Genomic DNA, 19,901 nt, shown 5'->3' on the forward strand with positions numbered 1-19,901 from the left:
TCGGGTTCGACGTTAGAATCTGTTCGTGACTTCACGGGTTGATACGGTCGACAACGCAACAGCCACCCCCGATCACCCGCAGCCCTTCGCTGAACTAGGGCTCAAGGACGACGAGTACGCCCGCATCCGAGAGATCCTTGGGCGCCGTCCTACGGACGCCGAGCTGGCTATGTATTCGGTGATGTGGAGCGAGCACTGCTCGTACAAGTCCTCCAAGGTGCACCTGCGCTACTTCGGGCAGACCACCACCGAGGAGATGCGCTCGGCGATGCTCGCCGGCATCGGTGAGAACGCCGGAGTGGTGGACATCGGCGATGGCTGGGCGGTCACCTTCAAGGTCGAGTCGCACAACCACCCGTCGTATGTCGAGCCATACCAGGGCGCTGCCACGGGTGTGGGCGGCATTGTTCGCGACATCATGGCCATGGGCGCCCGGCCGATCGCCGTCATGGATCAGCTGCGCTTCGGTGCTGCCGATGCCCCCGACACCCGCCGTGTCTTCGATGGCGTGGTGCGCGGTATCGGCGGCTACGGGAACTCGCTGGGGCTGCCCAACATCGGCGGTGAGACGGTGTTCGATGCCTCCTATGCCGGTAATCCGTTGGTGAACGCGCTGTGTGCAGGCGTGCTGCGCAAGGAAGATCTGCATCTGGCCTTCGCCTCCGGCACCGGCAACAAGATCATCCTGTTCGGCGCACGCACCGGTCTCGACGGTATCGGCGGTGTGTCGGTGCTGGCCTCGGAGACCTTCGGCGGTGACGAGGCCGACGGTGCCTCTCGCAAGAAGCTCCCCAGCGTGCAGGTGGGCGACCCGTTCACCGAGAAGGTGCTCATCGAGTGCTGCCTTGAGCTGTACGCGGCACATCTGGTGGTCGGCATCCAGGACCTCGGTGGTGCCGGACTATCCTGCGCCACATCGGAACTGGCTTCGGCCGGGGACGGCGGCATGCACATCGATCTGGATAAGGTGCCGCTGCGCGCGACCGGAATGACACCGGCTGAGGTGCTCTCCAGCGAGTCTCAGGAGCGCATGTGCGCGGTGGTGACCCCGGAGAACGTAGATGCCTTCATGGCCGTGTGCCGTAAGTGGGATGTGCTGGCCACCGTCATCGGTGAGGTGACCGATGGTGACCGGCTGCGGATCACCTGGCACGGCGAGACCGTTGTCGATGTGCCGCCGCGGACCGTTGCTCACGAGGGCCCCGTCTACCAGCGCCCGGTGGCCCGGCCCGACACCCAGGACGCGCTGATCGCAGACACTGCAGCAGGTTTGGCGCGCCCGGCCACAGCCGGGGAGCTGCGGCAGACGCTGCTGGACATGATCGGCAGCCCGCACCTGTGCAGCCGTGCCTTCATCACCGAGCAGTACGACCGGTACGTGCGCGGAAACACCGTGCTCGCCGAGCATGCCGACTCCGGCGTGATCCGGGTGGACGAGCAGACCGGGCGTGGAATCGCCTTGGCCACGGATGCTTCCGGTCGGTACACGGTGCTCGATCCCTACAACGGCGCCCGCTTGGCGCTCGCTGAGGCGTACCGCAATGTGGCGGCCTCCGGTGCGACCCCCGTCGCCGTGACCAACTGCCTGAACTTCGGCTCCCCGGAGGACCCGGGCGTCATGTGGCAGTTCTCCGAGGCGGTCCGCGGTCTCGCCGATGGCTGTGTGGAACTGGGCATCCCGGTCACGGGTGGCAACGTCAGCTTCTACAACCAGACCGGCACCACCCCCATCCTGCCCACTCCGGTGGTCGGGGTACTGGGCGTTATCGACGACGTAAAACGGCGTATCCCTACGGGATTCGGCACCGAACCCGGAGAAACGCTGATCCTGCTGGGCGACACCGCCGACGAGTTCGACGGCTCCATCTGGGCGCAGGTGGCACACGATCACCTGGGTGGCACCCCGCCGAAGGTCGACCTGGCCCGCGAGCAGCTGATTGCCCAGGTTCTCACCGCCGCGTCGCGGGACGGGCTGGTGTCCGCCGCTCACGACCTGTCCGAGGGCGGGCTCATCCAGGCCGTCATCGAGTCGTCGCTTGCCGGCGAAACTGGTTGCCGCATCTTGCTTCCCGAGGGGGCCGATCCCTTCGTGGCGTTGTTCTCCGAGTCTGCCGGGCGGGTGCTGGTCGCGGTGCCGCGTACCGAGGAGAGCAGATTCGTCGCGATGTGTGAGGCGCGGCAGTTGCCCGCGGTGCGTATAGGCGTTGTCGATCAGGGTTCGGATTCCGTTGAGGTGCAGGGCCAGTTCTCGGTGACGCTGGCCGAGCTGCGCGAAGTCCATGAAGGTGTTTTGCCCGGATTGTTCGGATGAGCGAGACTCCTGGAGTCCCGGTCACGACGAGCACCGTCGATCCCGATGATTGGATCGGCCGCAGTTGGCTGGCGTTCCAGGAGTTAGAGGATCATCTCGAGGACCGGCACCCCTTGGTGGCCTGGGCATGGAATCTGGTGCGGCTGGACTTCAGTGGAATCGCCTTCGGTGCCTTGTTCTTCTGCTTGTCGCTTACTCCGTCGCTGATGCCGCGTACCTGGCTGTTCCAGGGTCTGATTGGCGGAGCCACCGCGGCCATCGGCTACGGCATCGGTGTCGCGCTTTCGAAACTGGTGCTGCGTTTTTGGCTCCGTCACCAGAAATGGTGGCCGCTGCGTGATCGGGTGATGGTGACCGCCAAGCTCGGGGTGGTGCTGCTCTCGGCGGTGTGCTCGCTGGCGATGATCGTGCCCGCCGCACGCTGGCAACGCCAGATCGCGGCGCTCATGGAGACTCAAGGGCCGACGACAATTGAGTACTCAAAATCGTTCCTCGTCTCGATTGCCGTTGGTGCACTGTTTATTTCGGTGGCGCGAGTCTTGCGTGACCTGGTTCGGCTGTTGGCCCGGTTCCTCATCCGGCGGCTGCGGCTGAGCCAGGAGGTATCACTTCTCATCGGTACCGCCATCGTCGCGGTGCTGACCATCATGTTGTTCAACGGTGTGCTGGTACGTGGCTTCTTCTCCGCGGCCAATGCCTCATTCGGTCCACATAACGACACCACCCGTGCCGGGGTGGAACAGCCCACGCAGCCGGAGCGTTCCGGAAGTCCGGCGTCGCTGGCCTCGTGGGAGAGCCTCGGTTATGAGGGACGCAACTTCGTCTCAGGTGGCTTACATGCCGATGAGCTGGCCAAGGTGAACGGTCGCCAGGCCAAGGAACCCATCAGGGTTTACGCGGGCCTGGAGACCGCCGACACCGCCGAGGAACGCGCCGACATCCTGGTGCGGGAACTGGAGCGCACCAAGGCTTTCGAGCGCAAGGCGCTGATCATCGTCCCGACCACTGGAACCGGATGGGTGACGCCGGCCGCCGCGCGCGGTATCGAGCTCATGTACAACGGCGACACCGCGATCGTGGCCACCCAGTACTCCTTCCTGCCCAGTTGGATCTCGTTCCTGGCAGACAAGAAGAAGGCGCTGGCCTCGGGCAGGCTCTTGGTCGACACTGTTCAGAAACGGTGGGCGCAGCAGCCGCAGGGGCATCGACCCAAGCTGCTCATCTACGGCGAAAGCCTGGGATCGTTTGCGGGACAAGGTGCGTTCGATGGCCTCGGCGATATCCGTGCGGCCGGCGTCGACGGTGTGTTGTGGACCGGTCCGCCGAATTTCAGCCAGATCTGGAATGAGCTGGTGTCCAAGCGTGACCGGGGCACGTTGGAAGCTCTCCCGGTCTACGACAGCGGATTCACGGCGCGTTTCGCGATAGGCCCCGATATCGACGCGCTGGCCAGGCCACCGTGGCAGAACCCTCGGGTGCTTTTCGTGCAGCATCCGTCAGACCCGGTGACCTGGTGGTCCACGGATCTGCTTTTCAGCCAACCGGATTGGCTCAAGGAGGCGCCGGTAGGGGATCGGTCTGTTGCCATGCGCTGGTACCCCATCGTCACCTTCTGGCAGGTGGCCGCCGACCTGGCCAACGCCGTCGGTGTGCCCGATGGGCACGGACACAATTACGGCATCTCATCGGTGAACGGCTGGGCGGCGATTGCCCCGCCCGACGGCTGGACCCCACAGGACACCGAACGCATCCGGAAGGCTCTGGTCGACACCGCGTCGCTCGACGGCCCCGATACGTGATCGCCCGATTCAGGGTGCTCATTCTGGCCATGGCGCTCGTGGTTTGGCCGACGGCCCTGGAACGGGTCCCGCAACGTTGGCGGCCGCTGATCGGGGCGGGCGCCAGCTCGGTGCTCGCGGCCGTCGCGGGCATCCCGCTGGGGCTTCGACAACATCCACTGGCGGCCGGATTGCGGCTCGGTGGCGTGGTCGCCTCGGTGGTGGCCGCCGCCGTCGGTGTCTCTCCGGCGCTGGAACCGGTGCGCACGTCCATGCGGGAGCGGGATATCGGCCTGCATCCCGCGGCCTGGCTGGGTCTGCACATTCCGGTGGGCACGGTGTGGTCGGAGGAACTCGGCTTCCGCGGGGTGCTGCAGCCGATGGCCACCGGGGCCTTCGGCCGCGGGCTGGGCGGTGTGGTCCAGGCAGTGGCCTTTGGACTGGCTCATATCCGGCCTGCTCGCGCAGCGGGAGATTCCATCCTGGGAACGGTGCTGGTCACCGGAATGTTCGGCTGGCTGTTGGGCTGGCTACGCGAGCGATCGGGGAGCGTGGCGGCGCCCATGCTCACCCACCTGGCGCTCAACGAGGCGGGCGCGGTGGCAACCCTGTACGTTTCCCGGCCGAATGTCGGGTTGGGGCGAGAAAGTGCGAGCAACTGATACCAAAAGTCGACATTCGGCGGAATACTGCACAGATGGTCTCGAAGTGGATGAGCAGGACCGGTGCGGTACTGGCCGGTATGGCGGTGGCTGCCGGAGTGGCGCTGGCCGCACCAGCAAGCGCCGAGCCCGGAGCGGGCGCGTCATTACCCGTGTTCGTCCCGTACCCGTCGGACTGGTCGCCGGACACCTCGGTGTTCCCGTACAACATGTGGCAGAACCGAGCGACCGATGAGCAGGTCACGGCGCTGCGTGATTCCTGCCAGTGGTTCAATGCGCAGTACGGCACCTTGATGGCTTCGGTGTACGGATTCCAGAACTACCTACGTGATCACCATGACGTCTGGGCGGCCTCGGGGTCGGACACTGTCGGCAACGTGGTGACCGCCAACCTGGACCAGTCCGCGGCGTTCCTGGATCCGCGGGTGCACGCCCTGTACATCACCAACTACCCGGATCAGAGCCAATACTCGCCGCTCTACAACGGCGACTCGTTCTATCACCTGTGGTTCCAGTTCACTCAGATCAGCGACAAGATCAAGCAGCAGTTGCCATCCGGAGTGATCAACGCCAACATCGCCACGGCCAACGTCTACGGCAACACCATTCGGGACTCGGGAATCTGCGACGGGGCGTAGGTTCCCCGGCCGGGCGCCGGCGCTCCACGGATAGGCTGGCGCACATGCCAGCTCGCCCGCCCGACGCGTCCTCGACGCGGGCGGCAGTACTCGCGATCGCGGACTGGCTGCGTGATGCGCACGCGCCCGAGCCGGAACGCGCGGTACTCGCCGACGCCGTCCGATTCACCGCCCGAACTCTCGCCGCAGATGCTCCCGGGGCGTCCGTAGAAGTACGGGTGCCGCCCTTTGTTGCAGTGCAATGCATCTCGGGTCCGCGTCATACCCGCGGTACCCCGCCCAACGTGGTGGAGACCACCCCGCGTACCTGGCTGCTCTTGGCGACGGGTCTGCTGACGTTGGACGTGGCCACCGCCGACCGCACCGTCACGGTGTCCGGATCACGGGCCGCCGAGATCGCGGACTGGCTGCCGTTGGTGCCGCTCGGCTAGCCAGGCGTGGTGGAACTCGTCGCTGTGGGCACCACGATGAGGGCCCCGTAGTGGCCTCGATCACGTCCGCGACGGTATCCACGGGCACTTTCGCCGGGCGCGGCCTGCCGATTCAGCGTTCAGCTACCTTCACCCGTAGACTGATGTGGTCACCCACCCCCCACCAGGGAGCAGCCATAGTGACCGCACAGCCGATTGAGTTGGAAAACGACCCTCGTGAAGAATGCGGCGTATTCGGGGTCTGGGCACCCGGCGAAGAAGTAGCAAAACTCACGTACTACGGGCTGTACGCGTTGCAGCACCGCGGCCAGGAGGCCGCGGGTATCGCTGTCGCCGATGGCTCGCAGGTGGTTGTGTTCAAGGATCTCGGTCTGGTCAGTCAGGTGTTCGACGAGCAGACGCTTGCCGCCATGCTCGGACATGTCGCGATCGGGCACTGCCGTTACTCCACCACCGGCTCGGTGACCTGGGAGAACGCGCAACCCGTGTTCCGGACGACTGCCGCGGGCACCGGGGTGGCGCTGGGACACAACGGGAACCTGGTCAATACGGCCGAACTCACCGAACGGGCGCGCGACGCGGGGCTTATCAACCCGAAGACTCCGGGTATGGCCACGACCGACTCGGACATCATGGGCGCACTGTTGGCGCACGGTGCCGCCGATACCACCATCGAGCAAGCGGCGATGTCGCTGCTGCCCACCGTTCGTGGCGCGTTCTGTCTGGTGTTCATGGATGAGAACACGCTGTACGCGGCGCGCGACCCGCACGGGGTCAGGCCGCTGTGCCTGGGCCGTCTCGACACCGGCTGGGTGGTTGCCTCGGAGACCGCGGCCCTGGACATCGTGGGCGCCTCCTTCGTGCGGGACATCGAGCCCGGCGAGCTACTGGCCATTGACGCCGACGGCGTTCGCTCCAGCCGATTCGCCAACGCGACACCCAAGACCTGTGTCTTCGAGTACGTGTACCTGGCCCGGCCCGACAGCATGCTCGACGGACGTTCCGTGCACTCCACCCGCGTCGAGATCGGGCGCCGGCTTGCGGCCGAACACTCCGTAGACGCGGACCTGGTGATCGGTGTTCCGGAATCCGGGATCCCGGCGGCCGTCGGGTACGCGCAAGGCTCGGGCATCCCATATGGGCAGGGATTGATGAAGAACGCCTATGTGGGCCGCACCTTCATCCAGCCGTCGCAGACCATCCGCCAGCTCGGCATCCGCCTGAAGCTCAATCCTCTTCGCGAGGTCATCCGAGGCAAGCGGCTTGTGGTGGTAGATGATTCGATCGTTCGTGGCAACACCCAGCGGGCACTGGTGCGGATGTTGCGCGAGGCCGGGGCGGCCGAGGTGCACGTGCGCATTGCGTCGCCGCCGGTGCGCTGGCCATGTTTCTACGGCATCGACTTCGCTTCTCCCGCAGAACTCATCGCCAACGCGGTGGAGTCGGACGACGAGATGTTCGATGGTGTCCGCACCGCGATCGGTGCCGACAGCCTTGGGTATATCTCTGCCGAAGGAATGGTCGCCGCCACCCAGGAGCCCCGGTCGCGGTTGTGCTGTGCATGCTTTGACGGTCAGTACCCGATCGAGCTGCCGAAGGAAACGGCGCTCGGCAAGAATGTGGTCGAAAACATGCTCGCGGCGACCGCGCGGGAGACATCAAGCGACAGCGCGGATCCCGTTCAAGCGCGTTAGGGCTGACGTCCCCGCGGTGGATACTCCTCAACGACGGTGACGTCCCGAAGCACTTCTGAATTGGCCTTGATGAGTTCAACCTGGGTGTCGATCATGCCGTCGAGTGCTGTCATGAACGAATGCTGAAGGTCACCGGTCAGGATTACCTCGTCGATCAGGACGAACAGTTCCGCCACCACTGACGGTGTCTGTTCGTAGACGTTGAGCACGACGGTGGCGGTCGCCCCCTGCAATCCCTGCGAGACCACCTGATAGCGGCCCCGGCGGGCGGCGAGAAGTTGTGTCGTGTGGGTGATTTCGACGACGACCCATTCGATGGGTGTCATGAGACCGGCGATTCCGGTCTGCGTGGTGAATTCGTCACCGACGGTGAGATCACCGAGCCGACGAGCTCCATCGGTGAACGCGAACGGCGCGTGATTGCCGGGTTCGATGTCGCTGGAGGACGGTAGCTCGAAGTCGGCCACCGAAGAGATTTCCTCAAGACTGCGGGAGAACTCGAAACGCCGTTCAGCCGATAGCAAACTCTCCCCCTCGGATCGCGTTGGCCCGAGGTTACGGGATGGAAGGGGAGCGTGCGATGACCGAATTGGGCGAATTACTTGACCGAACGCGCACCGTCTCGGTACTGAGCCGGCGAAGCTCCCGTCCAGCGCCGGAAGGCGCGGGTAAAAGCGCTCAACTCCGAAAAGCCAAGGCGGATCGATAGATCGCTGAGAGATTCTGCTCCGCTCTCCAGGCTCCTGATGGCTTCATCGCGGAGTGCGGCGTCCCTGATTTCTCGCACCGAGGTGCCGAACTCGCTTCGAAGGGAACGCTGTAGGGCCGAGGATGTCATGTTCAGAGCGGTCGCGATATCGCTCACGCTTGGAATCCTCTGCCCGATGCTCGATCTGACGATTCGCTCGATACGCTCGGGTAACTGCTGGTCATAACCTCGGACGTCGAACCAGATCTCTTCGGGATGGTCGAGGAGCGATGTTATCTCCGCCTCGGTGCGCAAGATCGGGGCGTCGAGGACCTCGGCATCCAGAATCATTGTGGCCGAAGCACTACCGAACTCGATCGGAGCCCCGAGGATATTACTGTGATCCGACCGTCCGATCGGGCGTGCTTGCGGGACGCGAATGCGTTCGACGCGGATCGACCGCATGGTCAACCAGCTCCAGACTCGCACGACGATGGCCAGGCTCCACTCGGTCACCGTGGCGTCGGGCAGCTTGAGCGCGGATACCTCGATCTCCACGGTGGCGCGATCTCCGGATCTGGTTGCCGTCATATGCGGTACCAGCGGCATCGCGTCCCGGAATGCCGTCCAGCGGTCCAATGCCGCGCCGGCATTTTCTGAGGTTGCGAGGCTGAACAAGAGGACCTGAAGCGTCTCGGGCGGGACCGGCATGGGGCTGATGCCGAATGACAGGTCGCGTGTGCGGGCAAGTACCTCGCACACCATGGTTCGAATCTGCTCGCGGCTGAGCACCGCAGGCTCGCCAGTAAGGAATCGCGGTGAAACCTGCACATCCATCAGTATTTTGGCGGGGTCTATGCCCTGTCGCTGTGCCAGTTCCGTCGCCACGGTGCCCCAATGCGGCGGGATGGACAGCTGCTCCACGTCACCTCCAGATTCAAGATTCGAGAGGTGATCTTGGTATAAATTGTTGCCAGTTTCAACTACCACGACGCTGCGGCACGTCAATTGCACGCGCGCGCAGGGCCTCTGCCATCTCGACCAATATGGGCGAATAGCTCGATCCGTTCCCTGACGGGCAGGTCGTCGCGATTTCCCTTCCTATGTCCGTGATTTCGACATGGATGATCCGGCTGCCGCATCCACGAGGTGGCCGCTGACCTGGCCTCCCTGGGCAGGTCAGGGAAATTCGACCAGGAGCTCATACGGGAACCTGGCAACGCCCCGATCGATGTGCTGGTGCCCAATGTGGGGCTCGCGCGTGGGGCTAGAGCCGACCCGAACTGACGAAGAAGTCCACCAGCTCGGTCACCGTTGTCGCCGTGGACCGTGGGTCGTAACCGAGCTCGGTCCGGGCCTTGGTGATATCGACGGCGGGTGACACGGTCAGTTTGTTGAATGCGGCGCGGCTCAGTGCATCGTTCTTCAGCAGCTTGCCGATCGGCTCGATGACCGGGATGGCGGCGTTGAGAAGTCCCATGGGCAGCGCGAACAACGGGCCGCGCTTGCCGACGTGCTGAGCAGCCAGACGGCACACCTGCAACAGGCTGCCCATGTAGCCGCCAAGGAGGTAGTTCTCGCCGGTGCGGCCCTTCTCTCCGGCGAGGTAGAGGCCGGCCGCGACATCGCGGGCATCGACAAGGTCGTACTGGCTGTTCACCATGCCGGGCAGTCGGCCGCGCGCACTGTTGAACAGCAGCTGGTTGATCCGCGACAGGTTGGGCAGGTCCACCGGACCGTAAACCCCGGTGGGATTGCCGATGACGGCATCGAGCCCGGACTCGATGACCTCACGCACAGCTACTTCTCCACCCCATTTGGAGCGCTGGTAGACGGGCAAGTCGGCACCCGTCGAGCGCGGCGACTTCTCGTCGATGGTGGCCACGCTGTTGGAGTACGAGTCGATGGAGCTGCAGTGCACCATCCGGCGGGCTCCGACGGTGAGGGCGGCCTGCGCGACGGTGCGCGCACCTTCGGTGTTGATGCGCCAGCACAGCTCGTCTTCGTGTTTGAGGGTGATGACGGCCACCAGGTGGTAGACCACCTCGACGCCTTCGAGGGCCTTGGTCATCGACGCCAGGTCGAGTACATCGCCGGATACCCAGGTCACGGCGCTGCGGGTCTCCGGTGAACTGGGCACTACGCGGTCGATGGCGACCACGTCATGGCCGTTCTCCACGAGGAGATTGACTAGGTTGGTACCAATGAAGCCGGCGGCTCCGGTGACGGCAGTCTTCATTTCAGTCCCTCATGTGGCTCGGGTGTCGTGACCGCCCGGCGCTGACGCGGACGGCGGGATCGCAACCAACCTACCTAACGCTCGCTTGGTCGGCCTTGTGACATGTATTGCACCGCACCTCAGCGGGTTGGGGCAAGTGTTGCCATACTCGTCGGATGCGCAAACTGGCCGTGGCCGCATCCGTGCTGCTCGTTGCCGGGTGTGGGGTGGGTAGGCCACCGGGAGCTGTCGACGGCGAGTACCTCACGGTGGGCACTACGGACCGCGTGTCCACCCTCGACCCGGCGGGGGCCTACGACAATGGCTCGTTTCAGGTCGAGAACCAGGTCTACCCATTTTTGATGAACTTCACCCCGGGGACCGGCGACCTCAAACCCGACTTGGCGTCATCGTGCGGCTTCAAAAACCCCACGGTATACAGCTGCACGCTCAAGCCGGGCTCCGTGTTCGCCAACGGGCACAAGCTGACGTCCTCGGATGTGAAGTATTCGTATGACCGCGAGCGCGTGATCGACGATCCCAACGGGCCGCAGTCGCTGCTGGCCAATCTCGATCGTGTTGAGACGCCCGATGACCTGACCGTCGACTTCCGGCTTAAACTCCCCAACGATCAGACGTTTCCTCAGGTGCTCGCCACCAATGCCGGACCCATCATCGATGAAGAGGTCTTCCCGGCGGACCGGCTGCTCGATGACGACGCCATCGCGCGCGCCGAGCCGTTCGCAGGCCCCTACACCATTACCTCGCACAGCAAGAACCAGCTGATCGGGCTGCGGGCCAATCCCACATACATTGGCGGACTGGGTAAGCCGCAATGGGAGCTAGTAGGTATCAAGTACTACACCGGTGGCGAGAACCTGAAGATCGACATCGAGAACCGGGCCATCGATATCGCCTACCGGAGTCTGTCCCCCAACGATATCGAGACATTGCGGGTCAATCCGCGCCTTGCCGTACATGAGGGGCCCGGTGGCGAGCTCAGGTATATCGTCTTCAATCTCAAGACCATGCCGGGCGGCACGGATGCCCAGAAGCTCGCCGTCCGCAAGGCAGTGTCCTCGTTGGTCGACCGTGAAGCACTGTCCCGCAACGTGTACAAGGGAATCTATACCCCGGCCTATTCGGTGGTGCCGGACTCCATGGCAGGTGCTACCGAATCATTCAAGACGCTCTATGGGGCCAAACCCAACGTAGATTTGGCTCGAAGGTTCTTGTCCGATGCCAAGGTTTCAGTCCCGGTGCTGATTAATCTGCAGTACAACCCGGATCATTACGGCAGCAATTCATCGGAGGAGTACGCGGCGGTCAAGGGACAACTCGAGTCGTCCGGCCTTTTTCGGGTCGACTTGCAGTCGACAGAGTGGGTCGCCTACCAGGAGAGGCGGTCATCGGACTCGTATCCCGTATATCAGTTCGGTTGGTTTCCCGATTTCCCCGATCCTGACAACTATCTGACGCCATTCTTCATGCCGGACAACATGGTCGTGAACCATTTCGAGAACGACACCATCACGCGGCTCATCACCGCCGAGGCCACCGAACCTGACCGGGCCAAGCGCCTGAGCATCATCGGCCAGATCCAGGACATGATGGCACGGGACCACATTTCGACGCTGCCGCTGCTGACTGGGAAACAGATTGCGGTGTCGGTGAAGAATGTCGACGGGATCAAGCTCGGCCCCTCATTCAAATTCCAGTTCACTCCGCTGAAGAAGACAGGCAGCGCCGCATGAGCACCACGCTGCTGCGCTATCTCGGGGTACGTCTGGCACTGATCATTCCGACGGCATGGATCCTGATGACGCTGGTGTTCGTGCTCATGCGCGGTATCGGCGATCCCATCACCGCACAGGCTGGTGGGCGGCTCACACCCGCAGAGATCGCCAAACGCAAGGCCGAGGCGGGGTTCGACCGGCCCATCTGGACCCAATATTGGGAGTACCTCAGCGGCGTGCTGCGCGGGGACTTTGGGCGCACATTGACCGACAAGCGATCGATCACCGACATCATCGTGGTCAACGGTGCCGCCACCCTCGAGCTTGCCACCGGTGCGATCCTCTTGGCCCTGCTGGTGGGTATTCCCTTGGGGCGGCTGGCGGCGACGCATCGTGACAAGGTCACCGACGTGTCGTTGCGGCTGGCGGCGGTGTTCTTCTACGCGGCCCCGGTGTTCTTCGTCGCGATCCTGCTCAAGCTCTTCTTCTCGGTGAAACTGGGATGGTTGCCGGCCTCGGGGCGCAGCACCGTAGGGACCGAGATCGCGCTGGATGCCATGCCGCACCGCACCCACCTGCTGCTGGTGGACACCGTGTTGTACGGCAACAGTGGATATTTCATGGACGCGCTCAAACATTTGGTGCTACCGGTGCTGGCGCTCGGGCTGCTGACCGCGGGGGTGTTCCTGCGATTGGTGCGCGTCAATCTCCTGCAGACGTTGCGTGCGGGGTATGTGGACGCGGCCCGCGCCCGTGGGCTTTCGGAGAGAGTCGTCGTGGGGAGGCACGCCTTCCGGAACTCACTGGTGCCGGTGGTCACGGTGATGGGTATGCAGATTGCCATGCTGCTCGCCGGTGCTGTGCTGACCGAAACGGCCTTCGAATGGAATGGATTGGGCTCACAACTGGCGCACTATCTTTCGGCGCGTGACTTCGTCGCCGTGCAGGGCATCGTCACCGTGATCGCGATCATCGTCGCGGTGATGAGTTTCGTCATCGATGTGGTGGTCGCCTTTATCGACCCGAGGGTGAGGTTCTGATGACGGCATCGGTCAGGACACCTCTGGGGGACCGGCTGCGCGGCGTGCCGGGTGTGGGTCTGTTGCGTTCCACGCATGGCCTGCAGCGGTTCACACTGGTGGCCGGTCTGGTCCTGGTCGCGGTGTTCATTCTCGTTGCGATACTGGCGCCCCTGTTGGCGCCGTACGGATTCGCCCAGACCAGTGCGGACGGTGTCGATTTTGTCCGTCAGCAGGCACCATCATGGCAGCACTGGTTCGGGACTTCGGTGCGTGGTGAAGATGTGTTCTCGCGGGTGCTGTTTGGTGCCCGCACCGCACTGCTGGTCATAGTGACCTCGCTGGTGGTGTCCCTGCCGGTGGGCGTGGCGCTGGGTCTGACCTCCGGTTACCTGGGCGGCTGGCTGGACCGGGTGCTGGTGCTGGTGATGGACGCGCTGTACGCGATGCCCTCACTGCTGCTGGCCATCGTGGTGTCGATAGCGGTCACTGGCGGTCAATCCAGTACCGGCGGAGGCATTCTCGCCGCAGCCATTGCCATCATGGCCGTCTTCGTGCCCCAGTACTTCCGGGTGGTACGCAACGCCACCGTTGGCGTCAAACAAGAGCCGTTCGTTGACGCCGCACGGGTCACCGGTGCCAGCACTCCACGAATCCTGTTCCGGCACATCCTGTCCAATGTCACCTCGTCGCTACCGGTGATCATCACCCTCAACGGCGCCGAGGCCATCCTGACGCTGGCAGGACTGGGGTTCCTCGGCTTCGGTATCGAGCCCACCCAAGCCGCCGAATGGGGCTATGACCTGAACAAAGCGCTATCGGATGTCGCGAACGGCATTTGGTGGACGGGCGTCTTTCCCGGTACGGCGATTGTGCTGGTGGTGCTCGGGATGACGCTGGTGGGCGAGAGTCTCAACGAGATCATCAACCCGCTCCTGCGGACCAGGCGGGGGGAAGCATGAGCGAGAAGGAACCGTTGGCTGCTCTGTCGTTCCGGTCGCTATCGGTGACCTTCAGCACCGACAGCGGCTCCGTAGCCGCCGTCGAAGATGTGTCATTCGACGTCAGGCCGGGAGAGGTGCTGGCAGTCGTCGGGGAGTCGGGCTCGGGCAAGTCGGTGTCCTCGCGTACTGCCATCCGGCTGCTCCCCGAGACCGCGCGCATTACCGGTTCAGTCCTGCTCGACGGCCGCGACGTGACCACGTTGTCGGCTCGCGAGCTGACTGCTATGCGCGGCAAGGACATCGCCATGGTTTTCCAGGAGCCGGGTGCGGCACTGGATCCACTGTTCACCATCGGATACCAAGTGAGTGAGGCAGTCCGCGCGCACTCGGATATGACACGCGCACAGGCCCGCGCACGTGTCATCGAACTACTGAAGCTTGTACAGCTGCCCGATCCGGAGCGTCGTTACGACTGCTATCCGCATCAGCTCTCCGGTGGCCAGAAACAGCGCGTGGTCATCGCGATCGCCATCGCGTGTGACCCCACGGTCATCATCGCCGATGAACCGACCACGGCCCTGGACGTGACGGTGCAGGCCGAAATCCTGGAACTCCTCAGAGATCTGCGTGACAGGATCGGCAGTGCGATCGTGCTCATCACCCACAACATGGGTGTGGTGGCCGATATCGCGGACCGAGTCGTCGTCATGAAACAGGGGAAGGTCGTCGAAATAGCGCCGGTGGAACAGCTTTTCGCTGAACCAGCCGAACCGTACACCCGGGCCTTGCTGGCGGCGGTCCCGCACCTGGGACAGGGAGATCCCGAACATGCTCCCACCCAGGCCGGGGAACCGGCCGAGCCTGTCCTGGAGGTGTCCGGACTGGTCGTGGAATTCCCCGGCCTGCTGGGTCGCTCGTCCTTCCGTGCGGTCGATGATGTGAGCTTCAGTATCGGTCGTGGGAAAACCCTTGGGCTGGTGGGGGAGTCGGGCTCCGGAAAGTCGACCATCGGGCGATGCGTGGCCGCGCTGCAGCAGCCTGCCTCGGGTTCGGTGCGGATGCTCGGGCAGGAGCTTGTGGGCATGAGCCAACGCAAGCTGCGTCCGCTGCGCGCCAAGTTCGGGTTCGTCTTTCAGGACCCCGCAACCTCGCTGAATCCGAAAATGCGTGTGGGTGACTGTATTGCCGAGCCCATGCGGGTACACCGATACGGCGATCAGCGCAAGATTCTCACCCGCGTGGCCGAGTTGATCGATGCCGTACAGCTTCCGGCCGGCACGGAAAACCGTTATCCCCATGAACTGTCCGGGGGGCAACGCCAGCGTGCCAACCTGGCCCGGGCGCTTGCCCTGGGACCCGACCTGTTGGTCGCCGACGAGCCCACCAGCGCGCTTGACGTGTCGGTGCAGGCGGCCGTCCTGGACCTGTTCGAGGAACTGCAGCGTCAGTGGCAGTTCGCCTGCCTGTTCATCAGTCACGATCTGGCCGTGGTGGATCGACTGGCCGACGAGGTTGCGGTGCTGCGCCATGGTGTCCTGGAAGAGTTGGGTCCGCGCCGCGAGATTCTGCATAACCCCTCCACCGAATACACCCGCACATTGGTTGCCGCGGTGCCGGTTCCGGATCCGATAGAGCAACGCGAGCGCCAACGTAGTCGCCAGCGCAGCCTTTAAGAGTTGCCCGCGGCGTGTTCGTGGGATGGCCCGTCCGTGGACTTCTTGTGGTCGCCGGAATCCGGGCGGGAGCCCGCACCCGAATGTCCCGCCTTGCTGTCGCCGCTACCCGCTGCCGATCTAGGGCCTGATCCCGACGTGCTTGTGGTCGCCTTCGGTGTGGAGGACTGTTGCCCGCCAAGGCTGCTCGATGATCCGGTGCGTGTGGATGTGCCGTTGGTGGCATGCAGCCCGGTGCCGGTGCCTGTGGTCGCCGTGCCGCTCGTCGCGCTATCCGTCGGCGACTTCGCAGTCTTCGAGGTCTTCGTAGACGGCGAATCGGTTGCGGTGCCGCCAGTCGGGTGCTCTGCGGGTTTGGTGCCCGTCGTTGTCCCGCTGCGCTCGGTCACTCCATTGGCACCGATGCCGATTTTCGGTGTGATTCCCGTGGGCTGGGGCGCCGAGGGCTTCTGGTCCGCCTTGGCGGGGTGATCCGCCGGTGCGGAGCTCTTGGTGCTCGGCGCCCGTTCGGCAGGGGTGCTGGCGACTGTCACACCGTGCGCTTCGCTGATGGAGACCGATTGACCATTGCGCTTCAGCGTGACATCGCGCCCCGCTACCTCGAGTGTCGCTCCCGAGGGCGTGGTGACCGTGGTGCCGGTGACGGACTTGCCAACCGGTTCACGAGATTGCTTGGCAGGGTTCTGTTGTGCAGTCCCGGGTTGCTCGTCGATAGTCGCGACGACCTTCCCGCCTTCGGACACGGTTGTCGTGCCACCGTCCCGGGTGAGCGTGGTACCCGGATTGGCCTTGACCTGATCGGCCGTGCGCGGCGCCGACTGGCCGGACTTGAGGTAGTTGGTCACCGCCGAGATGACGTCTCCGGTGTTCAGGCCGTGGTCTACCGCCCCATCTTGCGGCACGCCGGGCAAGGAATGTACTTCGATGTTGACCGCGGTGGAACCCGGTGTCGCTGTGATGAATTGAGCTCGGTACGGCGTGGCCACCACATCGTCCTTGGTGCTCACCACCAGATAGTCGACACCAGGTTTGGTGTCCGGAAGTTTGTCGAGCTTCTCAAGAAATCGGCTGCCGACGGTTTGTTGCGCTAACGACGGCCACGCCAATGTGCTTGCGGCCGTGTAGATCACGTCTTTGACGGGCTTCCAGCCGTTGATATCGACGGAATTGCCGACGGGGCCGATGAAGTCCGCAAGCCCGCTGAAGGTGGTGCCGTGAGTCGACGGCGCCAACTGAACGACGTTGGCGACCCTGTCAGATTTGTCCTGCGCCACGAAATTTTTGATCAGGAGGCCGCCCTGTGAGTGGCCCACCAGGTCTACCTTGCCCGCGCCGGTTCGGTCCAAGACTGTCGCTACTTCGTCGGCGAGTTGTTGGGTGGACACCTCGACGTCACCGAATCCGCGCAGCCCGATCTTTTGTCCGATCGACCCGACGAGACCCTGGAATCCCTTCTGTCCGTATTCGAAAGTGAACGCAGTCATTCCGGCATCGTGCAGACTTGTCGTCATCGCGTCCCAGTACTTTTGATTCTCGGCGGTCCCGTGTACCAAGACCACCGGAATACTCCCGGGTGTGGGACTGCCGGTTTCGGAGGGGGACGTGAGGGATTCGGACGTGATGACCGCGTCGAGCCCCCGGCCGTTCTCGCCCGGGTTCAGTGAAACGGTGGCGCGCCGGGTGATCGTCAAGCTTTCCAGAGGTGTCGAGCTGGAGGTCAGGGAGATGAAACCCGATTCGACCGTCAGTGTCACCGGACCGGCCACTGGCTGCCCGGGCCTTACCCGCAGGGCAGTAGGCGTTCCGTCTGTGACAACCAATGATGCGACCAGTGCCGCGGCCAGCAGGACGCGCAGCCTGCGTGCACGCGGGTGATGTGAAGACGGATTCCGGAGGTCACTGCTCGCGCGGTGCGACGCCGTCGGCATGAAGACGACGGTAGGTGTTCAACCGGCCGATCGCATGTCGAGAACGCCAATTTTGTTGCAACACTGACAGTTTGTGACTGGCATCACGGTGGACGTGCGGTTGGCTAGCCCAGAAGTGAGAAGGGCCGCGCCTCCTCGATCTCCAATGCCAACTCGAGCAACGTGCGCTCACTGCCGCGACGGCCACTGAACATGACCCCGATAGGCAGGCCGTCGCGATCCTGGCCGAGCGGCAGCGATATTGCCGGAGCACCGGATGCGTTGTGCACCGGAGTGAATCCCACATAGGAGCTCAGCTTGTCCAGCAACACCTCGGGATCCTGGTCCGGGGTGAGGTACCCGATCCGCGGCGTGGTGTGGGTCAGCACCGGAGTGAGCACCGCGTCGATGCCGGTGGTAAATCCGCGCTCGTACACCCGGGCCGATGCGGCCAGCCGGGCCAAGAACAGCGGCGTGCGATACGACCGCCGGACAAACCTGCGGCTGAGCCCGACCGTGAGCGGATCCAGCCGGGAGGCGTCGAACCCGTCGAATAACCGGGGGCCGCCCTTGGCGACCGCGAACGCCAAGAAGGACCAGTAATCCTCGAAGTCGACCTTGAAAGAGGGCAGCACCGCCGGTGCGTACGGCTCGACGGTGTGGCCAAGGGATTCAAGCAATTCCGCCGCGGAATTCACCGCTTGCCGGGTCGCGGTATCCGTGGCCGGAGTGAACGGGGAATCCATGCACAACCCGATGCGCAGCCGCTGCTGCACCGGGCGATCCACGCGGCCGATCGGCGTCAGCTTGGGGTTGCGATAGTGCAGCTCGGCCGCCTCGAAGAACCGTGCGCAGTCGCGGACGCTGCGCACCAGCACCCCGTCGGCGACGATCTTCACGGGCGCTGAGCTGCTCGACGGATCGCCCAAAAGCCTTCCGCGACTGGGTTTGAGGCCTACCAGACCGCAAGCCGCGGCAGGAATCCGGATGGAACCGCCGCCGTCGTTACCGTGCGCGATCGGTATCACCCCGGCGGCCACCAGTGCTGCCGAGCCGCCCGAGGATCCTCCGGCCGAGAAGTCGGTATGCCAGGGGTTGCGGGTGACCGAGCCGCCCGAACGTTCCGTACTGGCCGACCAGCCGTACTCGGGCATGGTTGTCGATGCGATGGGGACCACCCCGGTGCTGAGGAACTGCTGCGTGAATGGCCCGTCTGCGGTCTGCAGTATCGGTGTAATCGCCGCGGAGCCTTCGGTCAGCGGCATGCCGGCGACATGGATGTTGCACTTTGTCGCGGTGGGTACCCCCCGAAAAGCGGCGGAGTCTTCGGCGGCGTCCTCGATCTGTTGTGCGCGTTCCCGTGCCCGCGGAAAATCCTTGAACTCGACCGCATTGAGCGCAGGGTTGACGCGCTCCAGGCGCACGATGGCGGCGTCGGCACACTCTGCGGCGGTGACCTCTCCCGAGGCGATCCGCTCCGCAACCCCGGTGGCATCCAGGTCGCCCAGGGCGTCCTCGGTGAATGCGTGCACGCGTGTCATGCGTGACCTCCTAAGTAGGCGACGATCGCGTTGGTCAGCCCTCGGCGGGCCTCCTCCAGATCCGAATAGGTTCCCAGCTGCTTTTCCGACACAAGTCCACGCATGGCACCGGGAATGAAGGCTGCCACCTCGCGCACCCGGACGGGATCCACATCCAAGCCGTCGAACGCCAGTTGACACGCCAGCGCCCAACGATGCTTCCATGAGGCCAGCTCGGCGGCGGTATGGGGGTACAGCCGTTCCAACTCGGCAGATTCATGGGGCAGTGCCCGGCGCAGGTTCTCGATGGCCCGGGAGTCAGGCGACGTCAACCCTCGATAGAGGGTTTCGACGATCTTGCTGACCCGGCGATCCAGCGGGCCTTCGGGATCGGACCGCCACGGCTGGTCGCCGCGACGCTCGGCGGTGCGCTGCAACACCGCAGCCCACAGGCCGTCGATATCACCGAACTGGTACTTCACCGCGCCCCAGGTGGCACCGCACTCCTTGGCGATTCTGTTCGCCGACACGGCGGTGGGATCACCCGAGGCAAGTACCCGCAGCGCGGCATCGAGCATGCTCTCCCGGGTCGCCAGGCCGCGACGGTTGGCGCGCCGCCCCGTGGCTACCCCTTCGCTCATCTCAGTGATGCTAGCCGCCGAAGAATTTTTCATAGAAGTCT

16 protein-coding genes are annotated in these 19,901 nt (G+C 64.1%); 10 read left to right on the plus strand and 6 right to left on the minus strand.

Annotated elements, in window-relative coordinates; translation table 11 throughout:
• Positions 1-25 precede the first annotated feature (25 nt).
• The 6 genes from purL (at position 26) to purF (ending at position 7,514) form a co-directional block, all read left to right on the plus strand.
• Positions 26-2,311 carry a phosphoribosylformylglycinamidine synthase subunit PurL gene (gene purL, locus HBA99_RS03355; protein ID WP_057969350.1) on the plus strand — a complete coding sequence of 762 codons (2,286 nt, stop codon included), beginning with the start codon at positions 26-28 and terminating at the stop codon, positions 2,309-2,311.
• Positions 2,308-4,110: an alpha/beta hydrolase gene (locus tag HBA99_RS03360; RefSeq protein WP_070951572.1), complete on the plus strand. Its 1,803-nt coding sequence runs from the start codon at positions 2,308-2,310 to the stop codon at positions 4,108-4,110. The genes purL and HBA99_RS03360 overlap by 4 nt, the downstream gene beginning before the upstream one ends.
• Positions 4,110-4,751 carry an Rv0804 family intramembrane glutamic endopeptidase gene (locus HBA99_RS03365; protein WP_070952345.1) on the plus strand — a complete coding sequence of 214 codons (642 nt, stop codon included), beginning with the start codon at positions 4,110-4,112 and terminating at the stop codon, positions 4,749-4,751. Before HBA99_RS03360 ends, HBA99_RS03365 begins: the two co-directional genes overlap by 1 nt.
• Before the next feature lie 35 nt (positions 4,752-4,786).
• Positions 4,787-5,389, plus strand: coding sequence for a hypothetical protein (locus HBA99_RS03370; protein WP_070931541.1), 603 nt, complete (start codon positions 4,787-4,789; stop codon positions 5,387-5,389).
• Between the two features lie 44 nt (positions 5,390-5,433).
• Positions 5,434-5,820 carry a sterol carrier family protein gene (locus HBA99_RS03375; RefSeq protein ID WP_064407785.1) on the plus strand — a complete coding sequence of 129 codons (387 nt, stop codon included), beginning with the start codon at positions 5,434-5,436 and terminating at the stop codon, positions 5,818-5,820.
• A 179-nt stretch (positions 5,821-5,999) separates the two neighbouring features.
• The gene (gene purF, locus HBA99_RS03380) at positions 6,000-7,514 is read left to right on the plus strand and encodes an amidophosphoribosyltransferase (protein ID WP_030094221.1); all 1,515 of its coding nucleotides are present in this window, start codon (positions 6,000-6,002) and stop codon (positions 7,512-7,514) included.
• Here the strand turns inward: purF and HBA99_RS03385 are convergent.
• From HBA99_RS03385 to HBA99_RS03395, 3 genes are all read right to left on the minus strand, one after another.
• Complete coding sequence (locus tag HBA99_RS03385) at positions 7,511-8,038, minus strand: hypothetical protein (protein WP_057969353.1); 528 nt, start codon at positions 8,036-8,038, stop codon at positions 7,511-7,513. The two genes, purF and HBA99_RS03385, sit on opposite strands and share 4 nt — an antisense overlap.
• A gap of 74 nt (positions 8,039-8,112) precedes the next feature.
• Positions 8,113-9,126, minus strand: coding sequence for an AraC family transcriptional regulator (locus tag HBA99_RS03390; protein ID WP_070951571.1), 1,014 nt, complete (start codon positions 9,124-9,126; stop codon positions 8,113-8,115).
• 343 nt (positions 9,127-9,469) lie between these two features.
• Positions 9,470-10,441, minus strand: a complete 972-nt coding sequence (locus HBA99_RS03395; protein ID WP_064407787.1) for an NAD-dependent epimerase/dehydratase family protein — start codon at positions 10,439-10,441, stop codon at positions 9,470-9,472.
• Between the two features lie 206 nt (positions 10,442-10,647).
• Between HBA99_RS03395 and HBA99_RS03400 the strand changes: the two genes are divergently transcribed.
• The 4 genes from HBA99_RS03400 to HBA99_RS03415 are packed head-to-tail and all read left to right on the plus strand — an operon-like array spanning position 10,648 to position 15,792.
• Positions 10,648-12,174 (plus strand): ABC transporter substrate-binding protein, encoded by a 1,527-nt coding sequence (locus tag HBA99_RS03400; RefSeq protein ID WP_081343118.1) that lies wholly within the window; start codon positions 10,648-10,650, stop codon positions 12,172-12,174.
• Positions 12,171-13,196 carry an ABC transporter permease gene (locus HBA99_RS03405; RefSeq protein ID WP_057969357.1) on the plus strand — a complete coding sequence of 342 codons (1,026 nt, stop codon included), beginning with the start codon at positions 12,171-12,173 and terminating at the stop codon, positions 13,194-13,196. The genes HBA99_RS03400 and HBA99_RS03405 overlap by 4 nt, the downstream gene beginning before the upstream one ends.
• A complete protein-coding gene (locus HBA99_RS03410; RefSeq protein ID WP_070931536.1) occupies positions 13,196-14,137 on the plus strand; it encodes an ABC transporter permease in 942 nt (313 codons plus the stop codon). Before HBA99_RS03405 ends, HBA99_RS03410 begins: the two co-directional genes overlap by 1 nt.
• Positions 14,134-15,792 carry an ABC transporter ATP-binding protein gene (locus tag HBA99_RS03415; protein ID WP_070931535.1) on the plus strand — a complete coding sequence of 553 codons (1,659 nt, stop codon included), beginning with the start codon at positions 14,134-14,136 and terminating at the stop codon, positions 15,790-15,792. The genes HBA99_RS03410 and HBA99_RS03415 overlap by 4 nt, the downstream gene beginning before the upstream one ends.
• Here HBA99_RS03415 and HBA99_RS03420 read toward each other — a convergent pair.
• The 3 genes from HBA99_RS03420 to HBA99_RS03430 all read right to left on the minus strand — a co-directional run bounded on the left by HBA99_RS03420 (position 15,789) and on the right by HBA99_RS03430 (position 19,797).
• Positions 15,789-17,720, minus strand: a complete 1,932-nt coding sequence (locus HBA99_RS03420) for an esterase/lipase family protein (protein ID WP_070951570.1) — start codon at positions 17,718-17,720, stop codon at positions 15,789-15,791. The two genes, HBA99_RS03415 and HBA99_RS03420, sit on opposite strands and share 4 nt — an antisense overlap.
• Before the next feature lie 104 nt (positions 17,721-17,824).
• Positions 17,825-19,240: an amidase gene (locus tag HBA99_RS03425; protein WP_070931533.1), complete on the minus strand. Its 1,416-nt coding sequence runs from the start codon at positions 19,238-19,240 to the stop codon at positions 17,825-17,827.
• Complete coding sequence (locus tag HBA99_RS03430) at positions 19,237-19,797, minus strand: TetR/AcrR family transcriptional regulator (protein WP_420063465.1); 561 nt, start codon at positions 19,795-19,797, stop codon at positions 19,237-19,239. The genes HBA99_RS03425 and HBA99_RS03430 overlap by 4 nt, the downstream gene beginning before the upstream one ends.
• Between the last annotated feature and the right edge of the window lie 104 nt (positions 19,798-19,901).

Source organism: Mycobacteroides chelonae (assembly GCF_016767715.1).
In the GTDB taxonomy this organism is placed as follows: domain Bacteria; phylum Actinomycetota; class Actinomycetes; order Mycobacteriales; family Mycobacteriaceae; genus Mycobacterium; species Mycobacterium gwanakae.